The organism is Arcticibacter tournemirensis (assembly GCF_006716645.1).
Taxonomy (GTDB): domain Bacteria; phylum Bacteroidota; class Bacteroidia; order Sphingobacteriales; family Sphingobacteriaceae; genus Arcticibacter; species Arcticibacter tournemirensis.
Window position 1 is genome coordinate 967,308 of the sequence record NZ_VFPL01000001.1, and the last position, 16,664, is coordinate 983,971.

15 protein-coding genes are annotated in these 16,664 nt (G+C 42.3%); 7 read left to right on the forward strand and 8 right to left on the reverse strand.

Translation table 11 applies throughout. The annotated features are described in order from the left end of the window. Positions 1–8 precede the first annotated feature (8 nt). The 3 genes from BDE36_RS04110 to BDE36_RS04120 all read left to right on the forward strand — a co-directional run bounded on the left by BDE36_RS04110 (position 9) and on the right by BDE36_RS04120 (position 2,167). Positions 9–827 (forward strand): OmpA family protein, encoded by an 819-nt coding sequence (locus BDE36_RS04110; RefSeq protein ID WP_141813837.1) that lies wholly within the window; start codon positions 9–11, stop codon positions 825–827. A gap of 156 nt (positions 828–983) precedes the next feature. Then, positions 984–1,289 carry a flavodoxin domain-containing protein gene (locus tag BDE36_RS04115; RefSeq protein ID WP_141813838.1) on the forward strand — a complete coding sequence of 102 codons (306 nt, stop codon included), beginning with the start codon at positions 984–986 and terminating at the stop codon, positions 1,287–1,289. Between the two features lie 377 nt (positions 1,290–1,666). Further along, positions 1,667–2,167, forward strand: coding sequence for a flavodoxin domain-containing protein (locus BDE36_RS04120; RefSeq protein WP_141813839.1), 501 nt, complete (start codon positions 1,667–1,669; stop codon positions 2,165–2,167). Here BDE36_RS04120 and BDE36_RS04125 read toward each other — a convergent pair. Continuing rightward, the gene (locus BDE36_RS04125) at positions 2,164–2,466 is read right to left on the reverse strand and encodes a DUF4286 family protein (RefSeq protein WP_161987531.1); all 303 of its coding nucleotides are present in this window, start codon (positions 2,464–2,466) and stop codon (positions 2,164–2,166) included. The genes BDE36_RS04120 and BDE36_RS04125 overlap by 4 nt on opposite strands. A 27-nt stretch (positions 2,467–2,493) precedes the next feature. Continuing rightward, on the reverse strand, positions 2,494–4,302 hold the full coding sequence (locus tag BDE36_RS04130) for a tetratricopeptide repeat protein (RefSeq protein ID WP_141813841.1): 1,809 nt from the start codon (positions 4,300–4,302) through the stop codon (positions 2,494–2,496). Between the two features lie 214 nt (positions 4,303–4,516). Between BDE36_RS04130 and BDE36_RS04135 the strand changes: the two genes are divergently transcribed. The 3 genes from BDE36_RS04135 (at position 4,517) to BDE36_RS04145 (ending at position 8,818) form a co-directional block, all read left to right on the forward strand. After that, positions 4,517–6,397 carry a S9 family peptidase gene (locus BDE36_RS04135; protein ID WP_235904439.1) on the forward strand — a complete coding sequence of 627 codons (1,881 nt, stop codon included), beginning with the start codon at positions 4,517–4,519 and terminating at the stop codon, positions 6,395–6,397. Positions 6,398–6,403: 6 nt separating this feature from the next. After that, positions 6,404–8,068: a sensor histidine kinase gene (locus BDE36_RS04140; RefSeq protein ID WP_141813842.1), complete on the forward strand. Its 1,665-nt coding sequence runs from the start codon at positions 6,404–6,406 to the stop codon at positions 8,066–8,068. A 63-nt stretch (positions 8,069–8,131) separates the two neighbouring features. Continuing rightward, positions 8,132–8,818, forward strand: a complete 687-nt coding sequence (locus BDE36_RS04145; protein WP_141813843.1) for a response regulator transcription factor — start codon at positions 8,132–8,134, stop codon at positions 8,816–8,818. A gap of 24 nt (positions 8,819–8,842) precedes the next feature. Here BDE36_RS04145 and BDE36_RS04150 read toward each other — a convergent pair whose 3' ends face one another. The 6 genes from BDE36_RS04150 to hemW all read right to left on the reverse strand — a co-directional run bounded on the left by BDE36_RS04150 (position 8,843) and on the right by hemW (position 16,065). After that, entirely contained in the window at positions 8,843–9,754 is a 912-nt protein-coding gene (locus BDE36_RS04150) for a UbiA prenyltransferase family protein (protein WP_141813844.1), read from the reverse strand. A 23-nt stretch (positions 9,755–9,777) separates the two neighbouring features. Continuing rightward, positions 9,778–11,034 (reverse strand): metallophosphoesterase, encoded by a 1,257-nt coding sequence (locus BDE36_RS04155; protein ID WP_141813845.1) that lies wholly within the window; start codon positions 11,032–11,034, stop codon positions 9,778–9,780. A gap of 48 nt (positions 11,035–11,082) precedes the next feature. Continuing rightward, the gene (locus BDE36_RS04160; protein ID WP_141813846.1) at positions 11,083–12,579 is read right to left on the reverse strand and encodes a sigma 54-interacting transcriptional regulator; all 1,497 of its coding nucleotides are present in this window, start codon (positions 12,577–12,579) and stop codon (positions 11,083–11,085) included. Between the two features lie 106 nt (positions 12,580–12,685). Further along, positions 12,686–13,786, reverse strand: a complete 1,101-nt coding sequence (locus tag BDE36_RS04165; protein WP_141813847.1) for a vWA domain-containing protein — start codon at positions 13,784–13,786, stop codon at positions 12,686–12,688. A gap of 162 nt (positions 13,787–13,948) precedes the next feature. Then, positions 13,949–14,845 carry a carbohydrate kinase family protein gene (locus BDE36_RS04170; protein ID WP_141813848.1) on the reverse strand — a complete coding sequence of 299 codons (897 nt, stop codon included), beginning with the start codon at positions 14,843–14,845 and terminating at the stop codon, positions 13,949–13,951. 86 nt (positions 14,846–14,931) lie between these two features. Further along, a complete protein-coding gene (gene hemW, locus BDE36_RS04175) occupies positions 14,932–16,065 on the reverse strand; it encodes a radical SAM family heme chaperone HemW (protein WP_141813849.1) in 1,134 nt (377 codons plus the stop codon). Between the two features lie 158 nt (positions 16,066–16,223). On the opposite strand from hemW, the gene BDE36_RS04180 reads away from it, so the two are divergent. Further along, positions 16,224–16,664 (forward strand): nuclear transport factor 2 family protein, encoded by a 441-nt coding sequence (locus BDE36_RS04180; RefSeq protein ID WP_170205914.1) that lies wholly within the window; start codon positions 16,224–16,226, stop codon positions 16,662–16,664.

Below are 16,664 nucleotides of genomic sequence, written 5' to 3' on the forward strand. Positions count from 1 at the left end.
ATTGTAGCATGAACAAATTAGTCCTCTTCTTATTTACAGCTCTTTTCCTGAGTTCCTGTGTCGTTTTATCACCCAAAAAGTATAAATCACTGCTGGCTCAGCGCGATTCGTTGTCTAATGGCTTAAACGAAGCGAATGCGAGGATTGAAAGTTTAGAGGAAGAGGTCTTTCGTCTTAAGTCGGATACTACACTGCTCCATAGCCAAATAGCCGATCTGACGTCAAAAATTAATGGTCTGAATAGTAATAATGCGAACCTTAGAGCAGCCAGTGATAAGTTATCTGAGAATTTGAAGCGCCGCGAGGCCCGTTTGAAAGAGGTTGAGGATATACTGCGTAAGCGGGATGAAGCTACGCTGGCGTTAAAGGACAAACTGCAAAAGGCGCTGCTCGGTTTTCAACAGAGCGGGCTTTCTGTCGAGATCAGGAACGGTAAAGTATATGTTTCATTAACAGATAAGCTTTTGTTTAGTACAGGAAGCATAATCATAGATGAAAAAGGCAAGCAAGCGCTGGCTGGGCTGGCTACTGTTCTGAAATCGCAGCCTGAGATTAACATTTCAGTTGAGGGACATACCGACAATCAAAGGGTTGTAAACCTTGGACAAATAAAAGATAACTGGGATCTTAGTGTATTACGCGCCACTTCGGTGGTTCGGTATCTGACCGACGTTCAGCAAATTGAGAGTGCGCGTCTTACAGCAACCGGTAAAGGCCAGTTTCAGCCTATCGAAGATGCAAATACCCCTGAAGCAAGAAGCAGGAACAGACGCATCGAAATAGTACTCTCTCCGAAGCTGGATGAGTTATACGACTTAATTAAATAGACTTCTGTTCTCACAAGAATAATGCGATTTTGCCAGAAAAATGCTTCAAGTCATTTTTTTTGGCAAGTTTCAGTCCTACTTTTATAGCAGTACTTCTGTTAGATAGTGATCTATTCTCAGAATCTATACAGAACTAACCTCTTATAGCCAGACAGGATGAAAATCGCTATTATTTACTGTTCTAAACATGGCACTACGGGTAAGATTGCAAAGCTGATTGCTGAAAAAAGGAGTGCAGACGACGTTGATCTTGTTAATCTCATGGACAGCGACGAGCCTGTGGTTGATCAATATGATCAGATAGTTATCGGGGGATCGATACATTACGGAAGGATACAGAAGAACATTAAACGTTTTTGTGAACGCAATACTGATAAATTAATACAAAAAGATCTTGGCCTGTTTATCTGTTGTATGCTCGACGAAAAGAAAGAGGAGCAATTTGAGAACGCATTTCCCTAGGTCTTAAGGCAACATAGCAAAGCCAAGGGTTGTTTTGGCGGAGAGTTCCTGATAGAGAAGATGAATTTTCTTGAAAAGCTTATCGTAAAAAAAGTAGCAAATACTACCGCAAGTTCTTCTCACATAAACTTTGACGAAGTGGATCATTTTATAGCGCAATTAGGTAAATAGGGCTATTGGTTTTGTTTTTTCTTGTTAGCGAGGGGCGTGTTTAACGTTCTGATCTTTTGTGATTAGTCTCTTCCAATTTAAAAAAATGTCGGAAATCATTTTTTTAAATTGAGAGGCAGTCTATTTTTACTTGCTCTAGCTGGTATATCCGGATCCTTGTTCTGAATCTATACAGTAGTAAAACTTTTATTAACATCAGAAATACAATGCAAGTAGCGATTGTTTACTGTTCTAAACACGGTGCAACAGAAAAGGTAGTGAAGCTAATTGGAGAGAAACACAACGATAATGAGGTTTATTTTTTTAATCTTCTAAAGGGCTCCGCTCCGGAGGTAAAAGAATTCGACAGGATTATAATTGGAGGCCCCATTTATTTCGGCATGATTCAAAACCCAATTAAGGATTTTTGCAAGCAGAATGCAAGGGCCCTTCTACGGAAAGAACTTGGTTTGTTCATTTGCTGCATGCTTGCTGAACAACAGAACGAGCTTTTCGAAAATGCCTTTCCCGAAAAACTACGCTTACACAGCAAGGCGAACGCTTGTTTTGGATGGGAACTGAATGTCGGAAATTTGAATTTTTTTGAAAAACTCATCGTTCAAAAGGTTGCAAATAGCCACGGCGGATCTCATATCGACATTCCGGAAATCGAGAGATTTGTAAACAGAATGAACTCGATAAGTAACAATCACACTGTTGCACACTAATCGATAAACTCCATCAAAGTATTAAAGAATACCAATTTGTTTTCGAAAGACTCCAGGAGCGGCCTGATAATTCCTGGCTCGTGAGCCTGCTTGAACATATGGTAGTTACCTATATTATTCGTTGTAACCTGGAGGCAGTAGGTCTCTCCCGCGTTTGGTGAATCAAGTACCTTTAATAATCTCTGAGAAATAAAGAGGTCTGTATTTGCGACCGCTGGGAGAAGCTTCTCATTCATCCATTCAAGCCATTCTGAATTGACTGTATCGTCAATGATAAAAGTGATATTGTATAAAATCATTTTGCGAAGATAGAACCGGGCAGTCATCTATCCAACATTATCTCCCCTTAAGTTTCTGAATCGTTTCCTTGCTTCGGTGACATAGAGGCTTCCGGGAAAAGCTGTTATCAATTTCTGGTAATACATTTTGGCTTTTTCAGGGTCATGCAATTTAGTTTCGTATGTTTCAGCAAGGATAAATAAGGCATCGTCTGCCCATACGTCATAGCTATAGAGTTCTGTTATGGCTAACAGGCATTCGACTGCTTTCTGTAGGTTATTTTGTTTCAGAAATACTTTTGATTTTGACATGAGGATGTCATCAGAAAGGGAGTTCCCGGGATATGCTTTATCAATGCTGTCAAGCGTTGATAAAGCCTCCTGGAGTTTCCCTGCGAAAATAAGCTTGTCGGCAAGCGCGTATTTTATCAGGGCATTTGTGTCGGCTAAAGATTCAGTGTTCTCAGAGATCAGGAGGCTCAGATTGAGGGCGTCATTGGCAATCAATTGCGAAGTAGAACTTTTTAATACGTCGAGCTGAGCCTTGGCCCATGCGAAATCTGCCTGGTAGTATGAAAGCTTTGCTTTCCGGTATTTGGCTTCCTGACCTATTGGCTGATCAGCAAATTCTTTTTCTGCTTGTCCGTAAATGAGAGCTGCTTCCCATAATTCGTCAGTTAAGATATAAACATCTCCCAGTTCAAGTTTTATTTGTCCGGTAACTGATGCCGGTAGTCCAGGCATTTTCAATATTTCTTCAAGCAGCGTTCTGGCTTCCGATGGTTTATTCAGATAATAAGCCTGCAGCCTCGCCAGTTCGCGCATGGCAAATACCGTCGTTTTTCCCTTGCCGGCTTCCTTCAGTAAAGTGGTATAGCTATCTTCAAGTTTTATTAAGTCTGCATCCGTAAACCTGCCTCCTGTTAGAAGATGCATGCGATGCTTCAGTATTTGCATTTTAGCTGGAATATAATATTCGCTCCCGGGGCCCTTTTTTATAAGATATTCAAGTCCTTCGATAGCCTGAAGAGATGCTTCATTGCCAATAAGCAGCGCCAGATCGTATACTCGCCCGCCATCTTCCCTGAGTCGTTTATCCGTAGCAATCACCTGCTTTAGCGCTGCTGAGTAGTCTTTTTGCTGAATATACGTCCATACCAGAAGATCTGAATATATCGTGTTGCCGGGCTCCTTCTCCATTTTTCTGAGCAGGGGGGCTTTCAAAATCGAGTAATCCTCTCCCGTCTCAAAAATAGTTGCGATCGAGCTTTTGGCCTGGCTGAGAAAACGCTCACCCTGGTCGCTGCCCAGGATATGCAGGTATTCATTAACGAGCATTTGTTTGTCTTTCTGATAGCGGTAGAGAGACAGGAGATCAAAAGAGAACGCGCTCTCGTCTTTAAGTAACTTTCGGCCATTCAGTAATGTTCTTATTGAATAGTTATAAGCGCTTGCACGATAAAACGCAACCGCGAGATCGCGGATATGATATTCATTGGGAGGAAGCTCTTTTATTAGTTTATTATACCATTCACCTGCTTTCTCCTGCTGCCCCTGATCCTGGAATATTCGTCCATAATCTACTTTATAAACATACGAATCGGGTTGAGCCTTTATCATTTGGCTAACCACTTGTTGAGCCTCTTCGTATTTTCTCAGCTTTAACAAGGTATTGAGATACTGGTCGTAATACTGGGGCTGGCGGCCTTCGTTGAACAACATTTGATAACGGGTAAAGGCCTTTTCCCAGTCGCCTGTTTGGTAATGCTGCATTGCAAGCTCATCGTCGTCCGGAAGTTGAGCAACCACCGTGAACGAAGATAAAATGACCAGCAAAACGCAACACAGCTTCTTCATTGGTATAAGAGCAAATATGAGTTAATATAACGATTGAAACAGCTTTCTTTGCATATATACGATATTTATATTTTGATGCTGGGATGACCACAGAGCTTAATTACGAGACTAAGCATCCGCTGTATTTTATTTGTTACGTGACTAAGTTAATAAAAGAAGTAATTTAGTGTTAAAATCCGCATTCTTGAACGGAGGGCTTATTGGGGAAATGTTTATGGAAAGAAAGTTTAAGACATATATGTTAATGATCGTGCTGTTCTTAATGGCTTCATGCAGCCGGGAGAAACATGCACGAATAATTCCGGTGGAAGACTTTTTCCGTAATCCCTATAAAAACTCTTTTCAAATATCGCCAGACGGGAAATATATATCATTTCTTCAGTCGTACAAGAACAGGATGAACGTTTTCGTGCAGAGCGTTAAAGGAGATAGCATTGTCAGGGTAAGTAATGAGTCGTGTTTTAACATCTCTTTTTATTTCTGGGCTAATAACAACGAAATAGTATACATGAAAGACAGCGGTAAAGGGAGAAATCCCGAATTATTCGCTGTCAACAGAAACGGGAGGGACTTCAGGCAGTTGCTGACGGAGCAGAATGTGAGGCTGAAATTTATAAATCAAAACAATGTTATAAATAATGAGATATTAATAGCGCTGAACAAACGCGATTCTACCGTTTTTGATGCATATCGCTTAAATATAAAAACCGGAGATCTTAAAATTGCCGAAAGAAATCCAGGCAATATCATACGATGGTTTTCTGATGAAAATGGAAAACTCAGGCTTGCTCTCTCGGGTGATGGAGTTAATGAAACGCTTTTGTACAGGTCAGCAGAAAGTGAGACTTTCAACCCTGTGATTACAAGCAATTTCAAAACGCGGATAACGCCGGTTGGCTTCTGCTCAGGCAACACGAGTTGCATTTACGCATTGTCTAACCTTAACCGCGACAGGAGTGCCCTTGTCGAGATAGACTGCTCCCAGGGAAAGGAAACAAAAACAATTTTTAGTCACGATTCGGTGGATATTTCCGAAGCAGGCTATTCTTCCTTGCAGCGTAAGCTTCTTTATGCAGGTTTTGAAACATGGAAAGGGCAGAGATATTATCTGGATGATTCGACCAGGAATATTTACAACTATCTCGAAAAACTGCTGCCGAACACTGAAGTTAGAATTACGGGGCAGGATAAAGCTGAAGAGAACTTTATAGTGCGAACATTTACCGACAAATCGCCGGGCACGTTCTATTTGTATAAGAGGCCAACACGCGAACTTGTAAAGCTGAGTGATATTAATCCGGCATTACCTGCCAGTCAGATGTGCAGTATGAAACCTGTTTCTTTCAAAAGCAGCGACAACTTAACGATAAACGGTTATCTCACATTACCACTGGGTTATAAAGCCGAAAGATTGCCGGTAGTTGTTATCCCTCATGGGGGGCCTGCAGCGAGGGACTCCTGGGGGTTTAACTCAGAGGTGCAGTTTCTTGCAAACCGCGGTTATGCAGTTCTGCAAGTAAACTTTAGAGGATCAAAGGGCTACGGGAAAGAATTCTGGATAGCTGGATTCAAAAAATGGGGCAGCGCTATTCAGAGCGATATCACTGCGGGGGTTCGATGGTTGATTGGTGAGGGGATTGCAGATGAAAAGCGTATAGCTATTTATGGAAGCGGCTTCGGGGGATTCAGCGCTCTTTATGGATTGTGCTTTGAGTCGTCATTATATAAATGTGGTGTATCGGAGTCGGGTTTTGTAAACTTGTTTACGTACATTAAAGCAGTTCCTCCCTACTTTAAGCCGATGCTTCAGATGTATTATGAGATGGTAGGCAATCCCGAAGAGGAGATTGATTATTTCAGATCAATTTCGCCTGTTTTCCATACAGATAAGATAAAAGCGCCGTTGCTGATCGCGCAGAACGTCAAAGACCCAAGGGTGAACGTAAACGAAACAAACCAGTTTGTGAAAGAGTTAAAAAACAGGAAAGTTCAGATAAAATACCTTGTCGGCGATAGTAATTCAAATAATTCGGAAAACCAGATGGAGTTCTATCGTGAGCTTGAATTATTCCTTAATGATCATTTAAAGAAGTAGAACAGGATGAAGGCGCGAAAAACGCAGTACCGGAGAAACAGCTGGTTGAATGCCGGTTTTCTGGTATTGATCGCCCTGTCGCTTATTGTTGCACTGGTTCTGGCGCATAGTTTGATCGAAAAGTATGTAGAGAACGAGTTCAACACCCGCAAGATAGATGTTCTGGAGGAGACACTAAAGGCTTACAATGATTTCTTTCAGAACCGCGTTCCGGAGATTTCTTTCTATCAGGGATACCTCGACTCCGCTTCTGCGGTAAAATATGCTGACACCGTGCTCAGAAAATACGCTTTTGTGAGCCGCCTCATCTTTTACGATACGGAAATAAGCAACCATCCAGTTAACAACGCCTTCCGGGTTTACAATTTCTCCATTGCGCCCCGTGCGGTTTACCAGTTCCGAAGGGCTATTCCCGCCGATTCTATCTTACTTTTTAAAAATGCCGGGACGGCCAATATTTCTGTAAAGGGAATGGACGAGTTTAATAAAATGGCAGTAAAATTTTCAGCATACATTGAGTCGGCTGATACGATAATAATACCGTCTTCCGCTGATTATGTCAGTACGTTCTATAACGTTACGCATAATCGGATAACTTTTATGAATATACCGCGTGAGGAAGACGTACGAATATTTAAAGATCTGATGTTTAAAGAGCTGCGACGGTCGCCGGTGTTTGAACAGGATATCATTTCATTCTGGTTGAATCCCGAACGCCTGCAAATCAGGAATACGCATAAGGAGCTTTACCAGGAAATCAGCATTAAGCCGCTGGTTTACGATTCTCTTGATACTAACCCGGAATTCTTAAGTACCGATCTTCCGCTTTCAGGGGCGTTTGCAGACTATAAATTATATTTCAGCTCATCGCGAAGCTTTTTAAAGAAGGAGATTTATCGTCGTTTTATCCCGGTTGCCTTCGTTATCCTTTTAATCTATGCAATGCTGATATTCCTTGCGTATCTCATTTACCGCAATCTGAATATAAACAGCAGGATGTTCAAACTGCAGTACGATTTTATTAATAACCTTACTCATGAATTTAAAACCCCGGTAAGCGTGATAAAGATTGCCGGAAATAATATTAAAAGCGCATCCAGCCTTTCCGAGGGAGAGCGTTTTCATTACGGTAAAATTCTCGACCAGGAGGCTGATAAGCTTAATGACCTGATGAATAAACTGCTTTCTTTTACGCAGATTGAAAATCAGTCGATCAATATAAAAAGAGAAAGAATAGAATTCGAACAGTTTCTTCAGAAGCTAATAAATGGCTATCGGCTGAAATATCCCGATTTTAATATCGGGTACAAGATACAGAAGCTGGAATTCTTCGATACCGACCCCGTCCTTCTTGCCAGTATTTTCCAGAATCTGATAGATAACGCGTATAAATATTCCTTACCGGGCAAGAAAAAGCTGGATATTGATGTGTTCACTGAAAAAGGAAATGCCATCTTCCGTTTTACCGATCAGGGGATTGGAATACCAAAAGAGGAGACTCAGAACGTATTCAAAAAATTTTACAGGATACAAAACCAATATAATCAGCAAGGGAGTGTGGGATTAGGACTGGCATTTTGTAAAGAACTTATTAATTTTATGAACGGAGAAATACGGTTGAAAAGCAAAGAGGGCGTAGGATCTGAATTTAGTGTTATCTTACCGTTATAGATGCAAACTAAACCGTCCCCTTCTGTTATACTATAAAAACTTTTATTTAACATACACCAGGATATGAATAAGGAAATAAAGATTGCAGTTGTTGAAGACGACGAAAACCTAAGGTTTTTGGTGTCGCATCGTCTTCGGAATGAAGGATACGTGGTTTGTGAATCAGCTAATGGAGATGATGCAACAGAACTTATATTGAGCGAACAGCCCGATATAGTCTTGCTCGACTGGATGCTGCCGGGAAAACAAGGCTCTGATATTTGCCAGGAAGTAAGGGCCCAGGGGTTTGAAAAGATTATCATCATGATGACAGCAAAAGCACAGGACGTAGATAAGATAGATGCATACAATTTTGGTGTATCCGACTACGTTACAAAGCCGTTTAATATGGATGTTCTGGTGGCCTTGCTGGAGAATAAAGTGAAGTATGTGGTCAATAATGACAAGTCGGAAGTAAGCAAGTTTGGCGACATCGAGCATCATCCCCACACTCATTCGCTGATTAAAGGCGGAAAGAAAATAGAACTCACTATTTTGGAGAACCGCATCCTGTTATACTTTCTCCAGAATGTCAATAAGGTAGTTCAGCGCGAAGAACTTATGATGGTTGTATGGGGATACAATTCGGACGTGAACACCAGGACGCTGGATATGCACATAGTGAGGTTGAGAAAGAAATTAGAAGATAATCAGGATGCGCCGACTTACCTCAAAACTGTGCGCGGTGTGGGATATAAATTTGTAATATAATTACGTTGGAAATACCTGCCGGTGCTAAAGCACGAGAGCAAATAGCCAGTTAAAAAGAAGAACCATAATAAACTGAAGGATCATAATGCCGTCGATATAGAGAAAGTAGTAATACTCATTCTTCTTAATCGACGATTTGAATATTAAAAAGCCACTCAGTAAGATAGTAACAGTTAAGCCCCAGAAGTTAGCGTCGGGTACCTTTGTAAAGAGGAATAGCAGAGTGATGTATGCTAGAAGTAAAAGCTGGCAAAAAAGATAAGCTTTCCGTTCGCCTAATATCACCGGGATTGTTTTCAGGTTGTAGTTACGATCTTGGAACAAGTCCCTTATATCGAACGGAACAGTAATCGCTGCTATAAAGAGGAAGCGTTTTCCAACAAGGAGTATTGTGTCGGCGGCGGAGATAGTAATCAGGTTCATGGCCGCTGTTTCTACTATCGGTAAAAGCACACAGCTTAGCGACCAGATTAATGCAATGAGGAATAGCTTAAGACCCGGGATATTGCGAAGCCCGAACTTTTTTTCATTCATTGTAAATAAAGGCAGATTGTAAGCCACTGCAATCACTGCCAGGAAGAATAAGAGAATAAGAGAGGGTACCGATAAAAACAGGCCGAGGGACAACAGGGATATAATAGCAATAATAGTTAAAGTAACCATCATGCGGTAATGCCCGAAAATCCATCGAACCCTTCTGAACGGTGATTTTTTGGCGTTCGCAGGTTTTGAGAGCAGCATGCTGAAGTTGTACAATGCCAGTGTAGAGCAAAACAGTACCCCCAGTACATGCTGATCTGGCTTGATATGGAGGAGCTTATAGGTGACAAGAGCTTGTGCCACTGCACAAAGGGCGATAAAGATATTGCTGAATAGAAGAAAGTCTATAGATTGACGAATGGTCCTATTTATAAATACAGACTTGGGGTCGGGCATGTAATTTCTTATAAATTAAATACTTAAGCACGTTTTAATTCAAATATCGTAATTTCAGGCAATATTCCAACTCTTCCTGGATATCCCAGGAATCCATATCCTACATTTACATATAATTGCTGCTGCTTCTCCTGATACAAGCCCGCCCACTCTTTATAAATATACTGAACAGGGCTCCATTGATATTCTTTAGTCCTTACGCCAAACTGCATGCCATGAGTATGGCCGCTGAAGGTAGCATCAATGTCTGTATAACCAAGTACCTGTGCCCTCCAGTGGGAGGGATCATGTGACAAAAGAAGTTTGAGAGGGGCGTCCTCCGTTCCTTTCATTGAGAGGTCAAGCCTTCCATGTCTTACAAACCGGCCTGCTCCCCAATTTTCTACTCCGAGAATTGCTATTTCTTCGCCATTTATTTTAAGTCGTCTGTTCTCATTCAAGAGCAGATCGTAGCCCATATTTTTGTGTATTGTTTTAATATCAGCAAGATTCTTTGCTTTTGCAGGCGAAGGCTCCCTCCCGAAATAGTAGTCGCCATAGTCGTGATTGCCTAATACCGAGAAAACGCCAAGTGGCGCTTTTACTTTATTAAAGATATCCTGGTAATCTTTCATTTCACTGGCCACATTGTTAACCAAATCGCCGGTAAAAAAGATGAAGTCGGGCTTTTCGGCCATTAACATTTCGACCCCACCAAGCACTGCTTTTCTTCTATAGAAACTGCCTGAATGAATATCTGAGATCTGTCCCAGTGTTATACCATCAAATGCTTTCGGCAGATTAGGGAAGTATAAAGTACGCCTTTTAACCCTGTAATCATATCCTCCTTCTATAATCCCCCAGCTCAGGGAGGCAAAAGGAATAGCAGCAACGGCGATACCAGCCTTAACTAAAAACTCCGAGCGGCTTATTTTTTCAGGATTATCCTGTGCCGGGACTCCCCCGGTATGCTTGGGACCACCTCTTTTTCTTCTGGCCCATACTACCCCACGCCGGATATCATCAATGAACAGAAAAGGAAGGAAAAAAACTTTAGTCACAAAGGTGATAAAAAAAGCTACCAGTATGACTGCCCTGACAGCAAGTATCAGGTTGAGGAATATGCTGGCAAAAACTCCGGCTATAAGGAGAATGGAATACCCCCACCATATGAATTTAAACGGAGGGGAACTCTTGCTCCACCGTTTTTCTATGATGGGTGTAAGCGCCTTGAAGATATACCAGTCTATCAGTAAAAGCAGACAGCTGATGATAAGCAAGGGAATAATACGATCTGACATATAAACTAAAAAATAAACGCTCCTTACAGGAAGGATATAAAGGTGATATTATTCTTCGTAATTTTCGTCGTCTTCATCAAATTTTGCGTTAAACAGACTATCGAACATGTCTTTAAATGCATAACCATTATCCAGATGAGATTTACTAATCTGAGAAAACTCTGAAAGTCCATGCAGCAAAAACTCCATGAGAAGTAACTTCTGACTTTCACTTAGATGAGGATGGAACTGTTTTATTACACCTTTTAATCCAGGAACTGAAAGGAGAGCTTCTTTATACTCTCCTAATGATTGATTGTCCTGGATGTTTAAAGCATTACCCACGCCAAACCAATCAATGATATCGGCATACGGATTTTTACCCTTAGCCCTCTTAAGTTTCTCAGGGTCCGGAAAATACTGTAACATTAAAGTTTTGATCGCCTTCCCGAGCAGAATATTAGCAACACTTGCAGAGCCTTCCTGTTCACCTTCGTATACCAGCTCAATTTTGCCGGTTATGGCGGGGATTACACCAACAAAGTCAGCGATCCTTACAAAGGTGCGTCCTTCGCCGTTAAGCAGCATTCTTCTTTCAGCGTTGCTGATAAGGTTTTCGTATGCTGTAATGGTGAGGCGGGCAGACACGCCCGACTTTTTATCAATGTACTCAGAATTTCGGGCCTCAAAGGCTATTTGCTCCACAAGGTCCTTTACCAGGCCATCAGCTTCGATTTTTTCTCTCTGATCAGGAGTTAAAGAAGCTTCCTGCTGCGTGATCTTTCTTGATATTTCGATGCTCCGGGGATAGTGGGTAAGGATCTGGCTTTCTATCCTGTCTTTTAAAGGTGTAACAATCGAACCACGGTTGGTATAGTCTTCCGGATTGGCCGTAAATACAAACTGAACATCCAGCGGAAGGCGAAGTTTGAACCCCCTGATCTGAATGTCTTTTTCCTGGAGAATATTAAAGAGGGCTACCTGGATGCGAGCCTGAAGATCGGGCAGCTCATTGATCACAAAGATGCCGCGGTGTGCACGGGGAATCAGTCCGAAATGAATTACCCGCTCGTCTGAATAAGCCATTTTCATCGTAGCAGCTTTAATCGGATCGACGTCGCCTATCAAGTCGGCTACTGTTACGTCAGGAGTAGCGAGTTTTTCGGTATAACGCTCTGAGCGGTGCATCCATGCAATGGGCGTTTGGTCTCCCTGTTCTTCCAGCCGCTTACGTGCAAACCACGAAATGGCATTAAACGGATCGTCAAATAGTTCTGAACCATCAACATAGGGGATGTATTCGTCAAGAAGGTTCACCATCAGGCGCGCGATACGTGTTTTAGCTTGCCCGCGCAGCCCTAATAAAAGGATATTATGTTTTGATAGAATCGCCGTATGCAGATCCGGAATAACGGTGTCTTCGTATCCTATGATTCCCTCAAATTCTGCTTCTTTATTCTTTAGCTGTTTTATCAGATTCTCGCGCAGCTCTTGCTTTATGCTCCGCGGTTTATAACCCGAACTCTTGAGCTCCCCAAATGTCTTTATTTCTAATAATTTACTCATCTTTTTTTGTTATAGCTGTCATACGCTGACTATCAGCCCTAAATTACCTGCAGCTGTCTGTATATATTCCGGAATCCGAGTGTCGGTAAGCTATGCCAAACCGCGTTTATCTCACCGTCCTTCTCCTGTTCCTGATGTAATCCTCAAAAATGTATTCACCTAAGCCCTTAAGCGAACTATAAAAAGCCTTTCCGCCGTTTATTTCGGTAAACTTCCGGACGAATTGCTGAAGATAAGGATCGCGCGCAATCATAAAGGTAGTGATCGGAATCCTGAGCCTTTTACATTGGGCGGCCATATTAAGCGTCTTGTTTACCACTTTGCGGTCAAGACCAATACTGTTCTTGTAATATCTGGCGCCCTCCTTCAAGCAGGTAGGTTTGCCGTCGGTAATCATGAAGATCTGCTTGTTGGTGGTCTTTCTTCTTCTTAAGATGTCTGTTGCCAGTTCGAGACCTGCATAGGTGTTGGTATGATAAGGCCCAACCTGGAGATAAGGTAAGTCTTTCAATGTTATAGACCAGGCGTCATTGCCAAATACTACGATATCAAGGGTGTCCTTTGGGTATTTCGTTTTGATCAACTCTGCAAGAGCCATTGCTACCTTTTTTGCAGGAGTGATCCGGTCCTCCCCGTATAATATCATGGAATGAGATATATCGATCATAAGAACTGTTGAAGTAAGCGTTTTATAATCCTTTTCTTCAACTTCAAGATCCCGTTCAGTCATCGTAAAGTCGGATATCCCATGGTTTATCTGGGCATTGTGGATAGAGGCGGTCATGTCTATCTGATCTGAACTATCTCCAAATTCAAATTCCCGCCTGTCGGCGTTTTTCTCTTCACCTAAACCCGATAGACTGGTAGTATGACTTCCCTTGCCCGACTTTTTCAGTTTCCCGAATATCTCTTCCAACGCTGATTTGCGAATACTTTGCTCCGATTTAGCAGTAATTATAAAGTTGCCTGGATTCTGGGCGTCATTGTCTATATACCCCTTCTTTTTAAGGTCGTCAATAAAGTCGCCCATACCATAGGTGTCATTCGTGATATTATACTGCTTGTCGAGTTCATTCATCCATGAAAGCGCTTCGTTTGCATCTCCCGATGTATAGTTAAGCAGTTCCATGAACAGCTTTAATAACTCATCAAATCCCCCTTTAGGAAGCTCATTGGCAATGTATTTAGAAAAAGAGTAGCCCCGCATATTGTCCTTATCTTTCCAGTTAATGATAACGGAAAATCTAAGTTAATAGTTTGAATGGTGGAACATGTTTTTGTTTTGTAAAAATGCGCTCCCAGGGTGGTATTCAATGTGCTATGTTACAAAAGCCGGCTTGCAGAATTATGGATAATGCCTTATTTCTGATTAATCAGATTTATTAGCCTTTAAACTGTTATTTACAATCTCTTCAGGCGAGTAGTCGGGGTTGGCTCCGGCTTTTGACGCAACAATGGCCCCGGCTGCGCACGCCCTTTCGAGCACGGTCTCTATAGGCAGATCCTGCAGGAGGCTGCTGATGAAGGCAGCCAGAAAAGCGTCTCCGGCGCCTACCGTATCAGCTACTTCGACCATGAAGCCCTGATGTTCATATAAACGGTTGTCGCTTACCACAAGGGCTCCTTTATCACCGAGGGTGACACATATCAAAGGAATATTTAACATACTGCTTAACAGTAATAAATTATCCCGTCGGGGTGCTTGGGGCAGGTTGCACATCCCTTCAAGATATGCGAGTTCGTCTTCGTTAATTTTTAACAGATTGCAATGCTGCATTAACTGAGTAATGGTTTCCTTGTTGAAATGAGGAGGCCTGAGGTTCATATCGAACACCCGGAATTTAGCCAAAGGAATAAGTTTCAGAAGCGTATTCCGGCTAGATTCGTTCCGGCTTGCAAGACTTCCAAATACCAGCAGATCTGAGTCTTTGACAGCCTGCTCAAGTTCTTTGGTATATTTTATTTCATCCCAGGCTACCGGCTCTTTGATAATGTAGCTTGCTTGTTGCTTTGAGTCGAGTTCTACTTCTACCAGCCCGGTTGGGAGGGAAGGATGTTCCTGAACTAAATCAGTGGACATACCTTGTGTCTGGAGGAAGGAAAGGAGTTCTTTTCCGTCATCATCACAGCCAAGGCTGCTGATCAGACGGCTTTGTATACCCTGCTTGTGCAGATGGAGGGCAACGTTCATCGGGGCGCCTCCTGCTTTTCTGCCTTCTTTAAAGTTATCCCAAAGGATTTCGCCAAATGTTATCGCATAGTGCATTCTGCCAGGGTTAAGAGTAAAAGTCTATAACAAAGCTAATACTTTTTGTGGAAGTGTATCAGGGTAGTACCGGCGTTTAATGGGGGTTATTCCTGTTCAAAAAACAGTGAGGAAGCGATATGATCTGCAAACAGCCTCCCTTCGTTTGTTAAGATAGCTGTGTTGTTGCTGATCTCAATCCACCTCTTGCCGATAAATTCTTGAAGGTTTATTTCTGTCTGGTTGCGGTAATCATATCCGAAATCCTGCTCTACTTTATTTAAGTCCATTCCCCACATGGTGCGGAGTGAGGTCATTATATATTCATTTATCCTGTCGGCCAGACTTAATATTTCAATTTCCGCAGGCAAGGTGTCCTGTGAGAGACTTTCTATATACTTAGGGTTATTGGCAATATTCCACTGCCGGCTAATACCGTTGAAGGAGTGCGCCGACGGTCCGATCCCGAGGTAAGGTATGCCTTTCCAATAATTTGTATTGTGGCGCGAATACTTACCAGGCCGGGCAAAGTTAGATATTTCATAATGCTCGTAACCGGCCTCTTTTAACGTATCCATGAGCAGCACGAATTGTTGTGCGCTCTGAGATTCGTTCATTGTTGGTTGTTTTCCTTTTTTTATGAAATGCGCAAGCGCTGTACGGTCTTCCACCGTCATGGAATACGCTGATATGTGAGGCACTTCCAATTCAATAACCTTACGGATATTCGCCTGCCATTTTTCGTCAGTCAGTAAGGGGAAACCATAAATGAGGTCGAGGGTAATGTTTTCAAACCCGGCGTCCTGTACCCGTTTTACCGAACTGTCTGCTTCGGCAGCTGAGTGCGCCCTGTTCATCCATTGAAGATCCTCTTCGTAAAAGGATTGGATACCTATGCTGAAGCGGTTCACTGATGTGTTTCTCAGGGCACCTACATGCGCAGCACTGAGGTCATCGGGGTTAGCCTCCATTGTAATTTCAGCATTCGGTAAAACGGTGCGGGTATCAGCAACATGGTCGATTAACTTTTGTATTTCTGAAGCATTGAGGACAGATGGAGTACCTCCGCCAAAATAGATGGTTTCTATAACATGCCCCTGGAGGTAGCCTTTCTGCAGTTCCAGTTCCCTGTGCATACTTGCCAGCAGCTCATCTTTATACTTCAGAGAAGTACTGAAATGAAAATCGCAGTAATAACATGCCTTTTTACAGAAGGGGATATGAAAATAGATGCCGGCCAAATTTTTATAAAATGCAAAAGTAAGAAAAAAGCCACTCCTTTTATGGGAGCGGCTTTGCTGATACAATATAAATGCGCAGATGTATGTCTTTTATTCGAAATACCCGAATGTTAGAAAGCTTAAGTATATTTGAAGAATAACCGAAGAATATCAACAAAATGAAAGTTAATACGAATAAGATCTTCAGTCTGCTAATGGTCTGCCTGCTAACTACTACAGTTGTGAATGCACAGACCAAGAGCGAGAAACAGGTAGCCTCCGCAGTCGAGACCTTAAAAAAGGCAATGATTGATGGCGACCGGTCGCAGCTTGAGGCAGTAGCAGCAGAGAAGCTCAGCTACGGACATTCGGGGGGAAAAGTAGAAGATAAAGCCGCTTTTGTTGAAAGTATTGCAAGCGGTAAGTCAGACTTTGTATCGATAGATTTTACTAACCAGACGATACAGGTGTCAGGTAAAACAGCGGTCGTCCGCCACCACTTGTCGGCAAAAACAAATGACGGCGGAAGCCCGGGTACCGTTAGCCTGAATATTTTGCTGGTTTTTCAGAAGCAGCATGGAAAGTGGCTGCTGCTTGCACGGCAGGCAGTAAAGGGATAA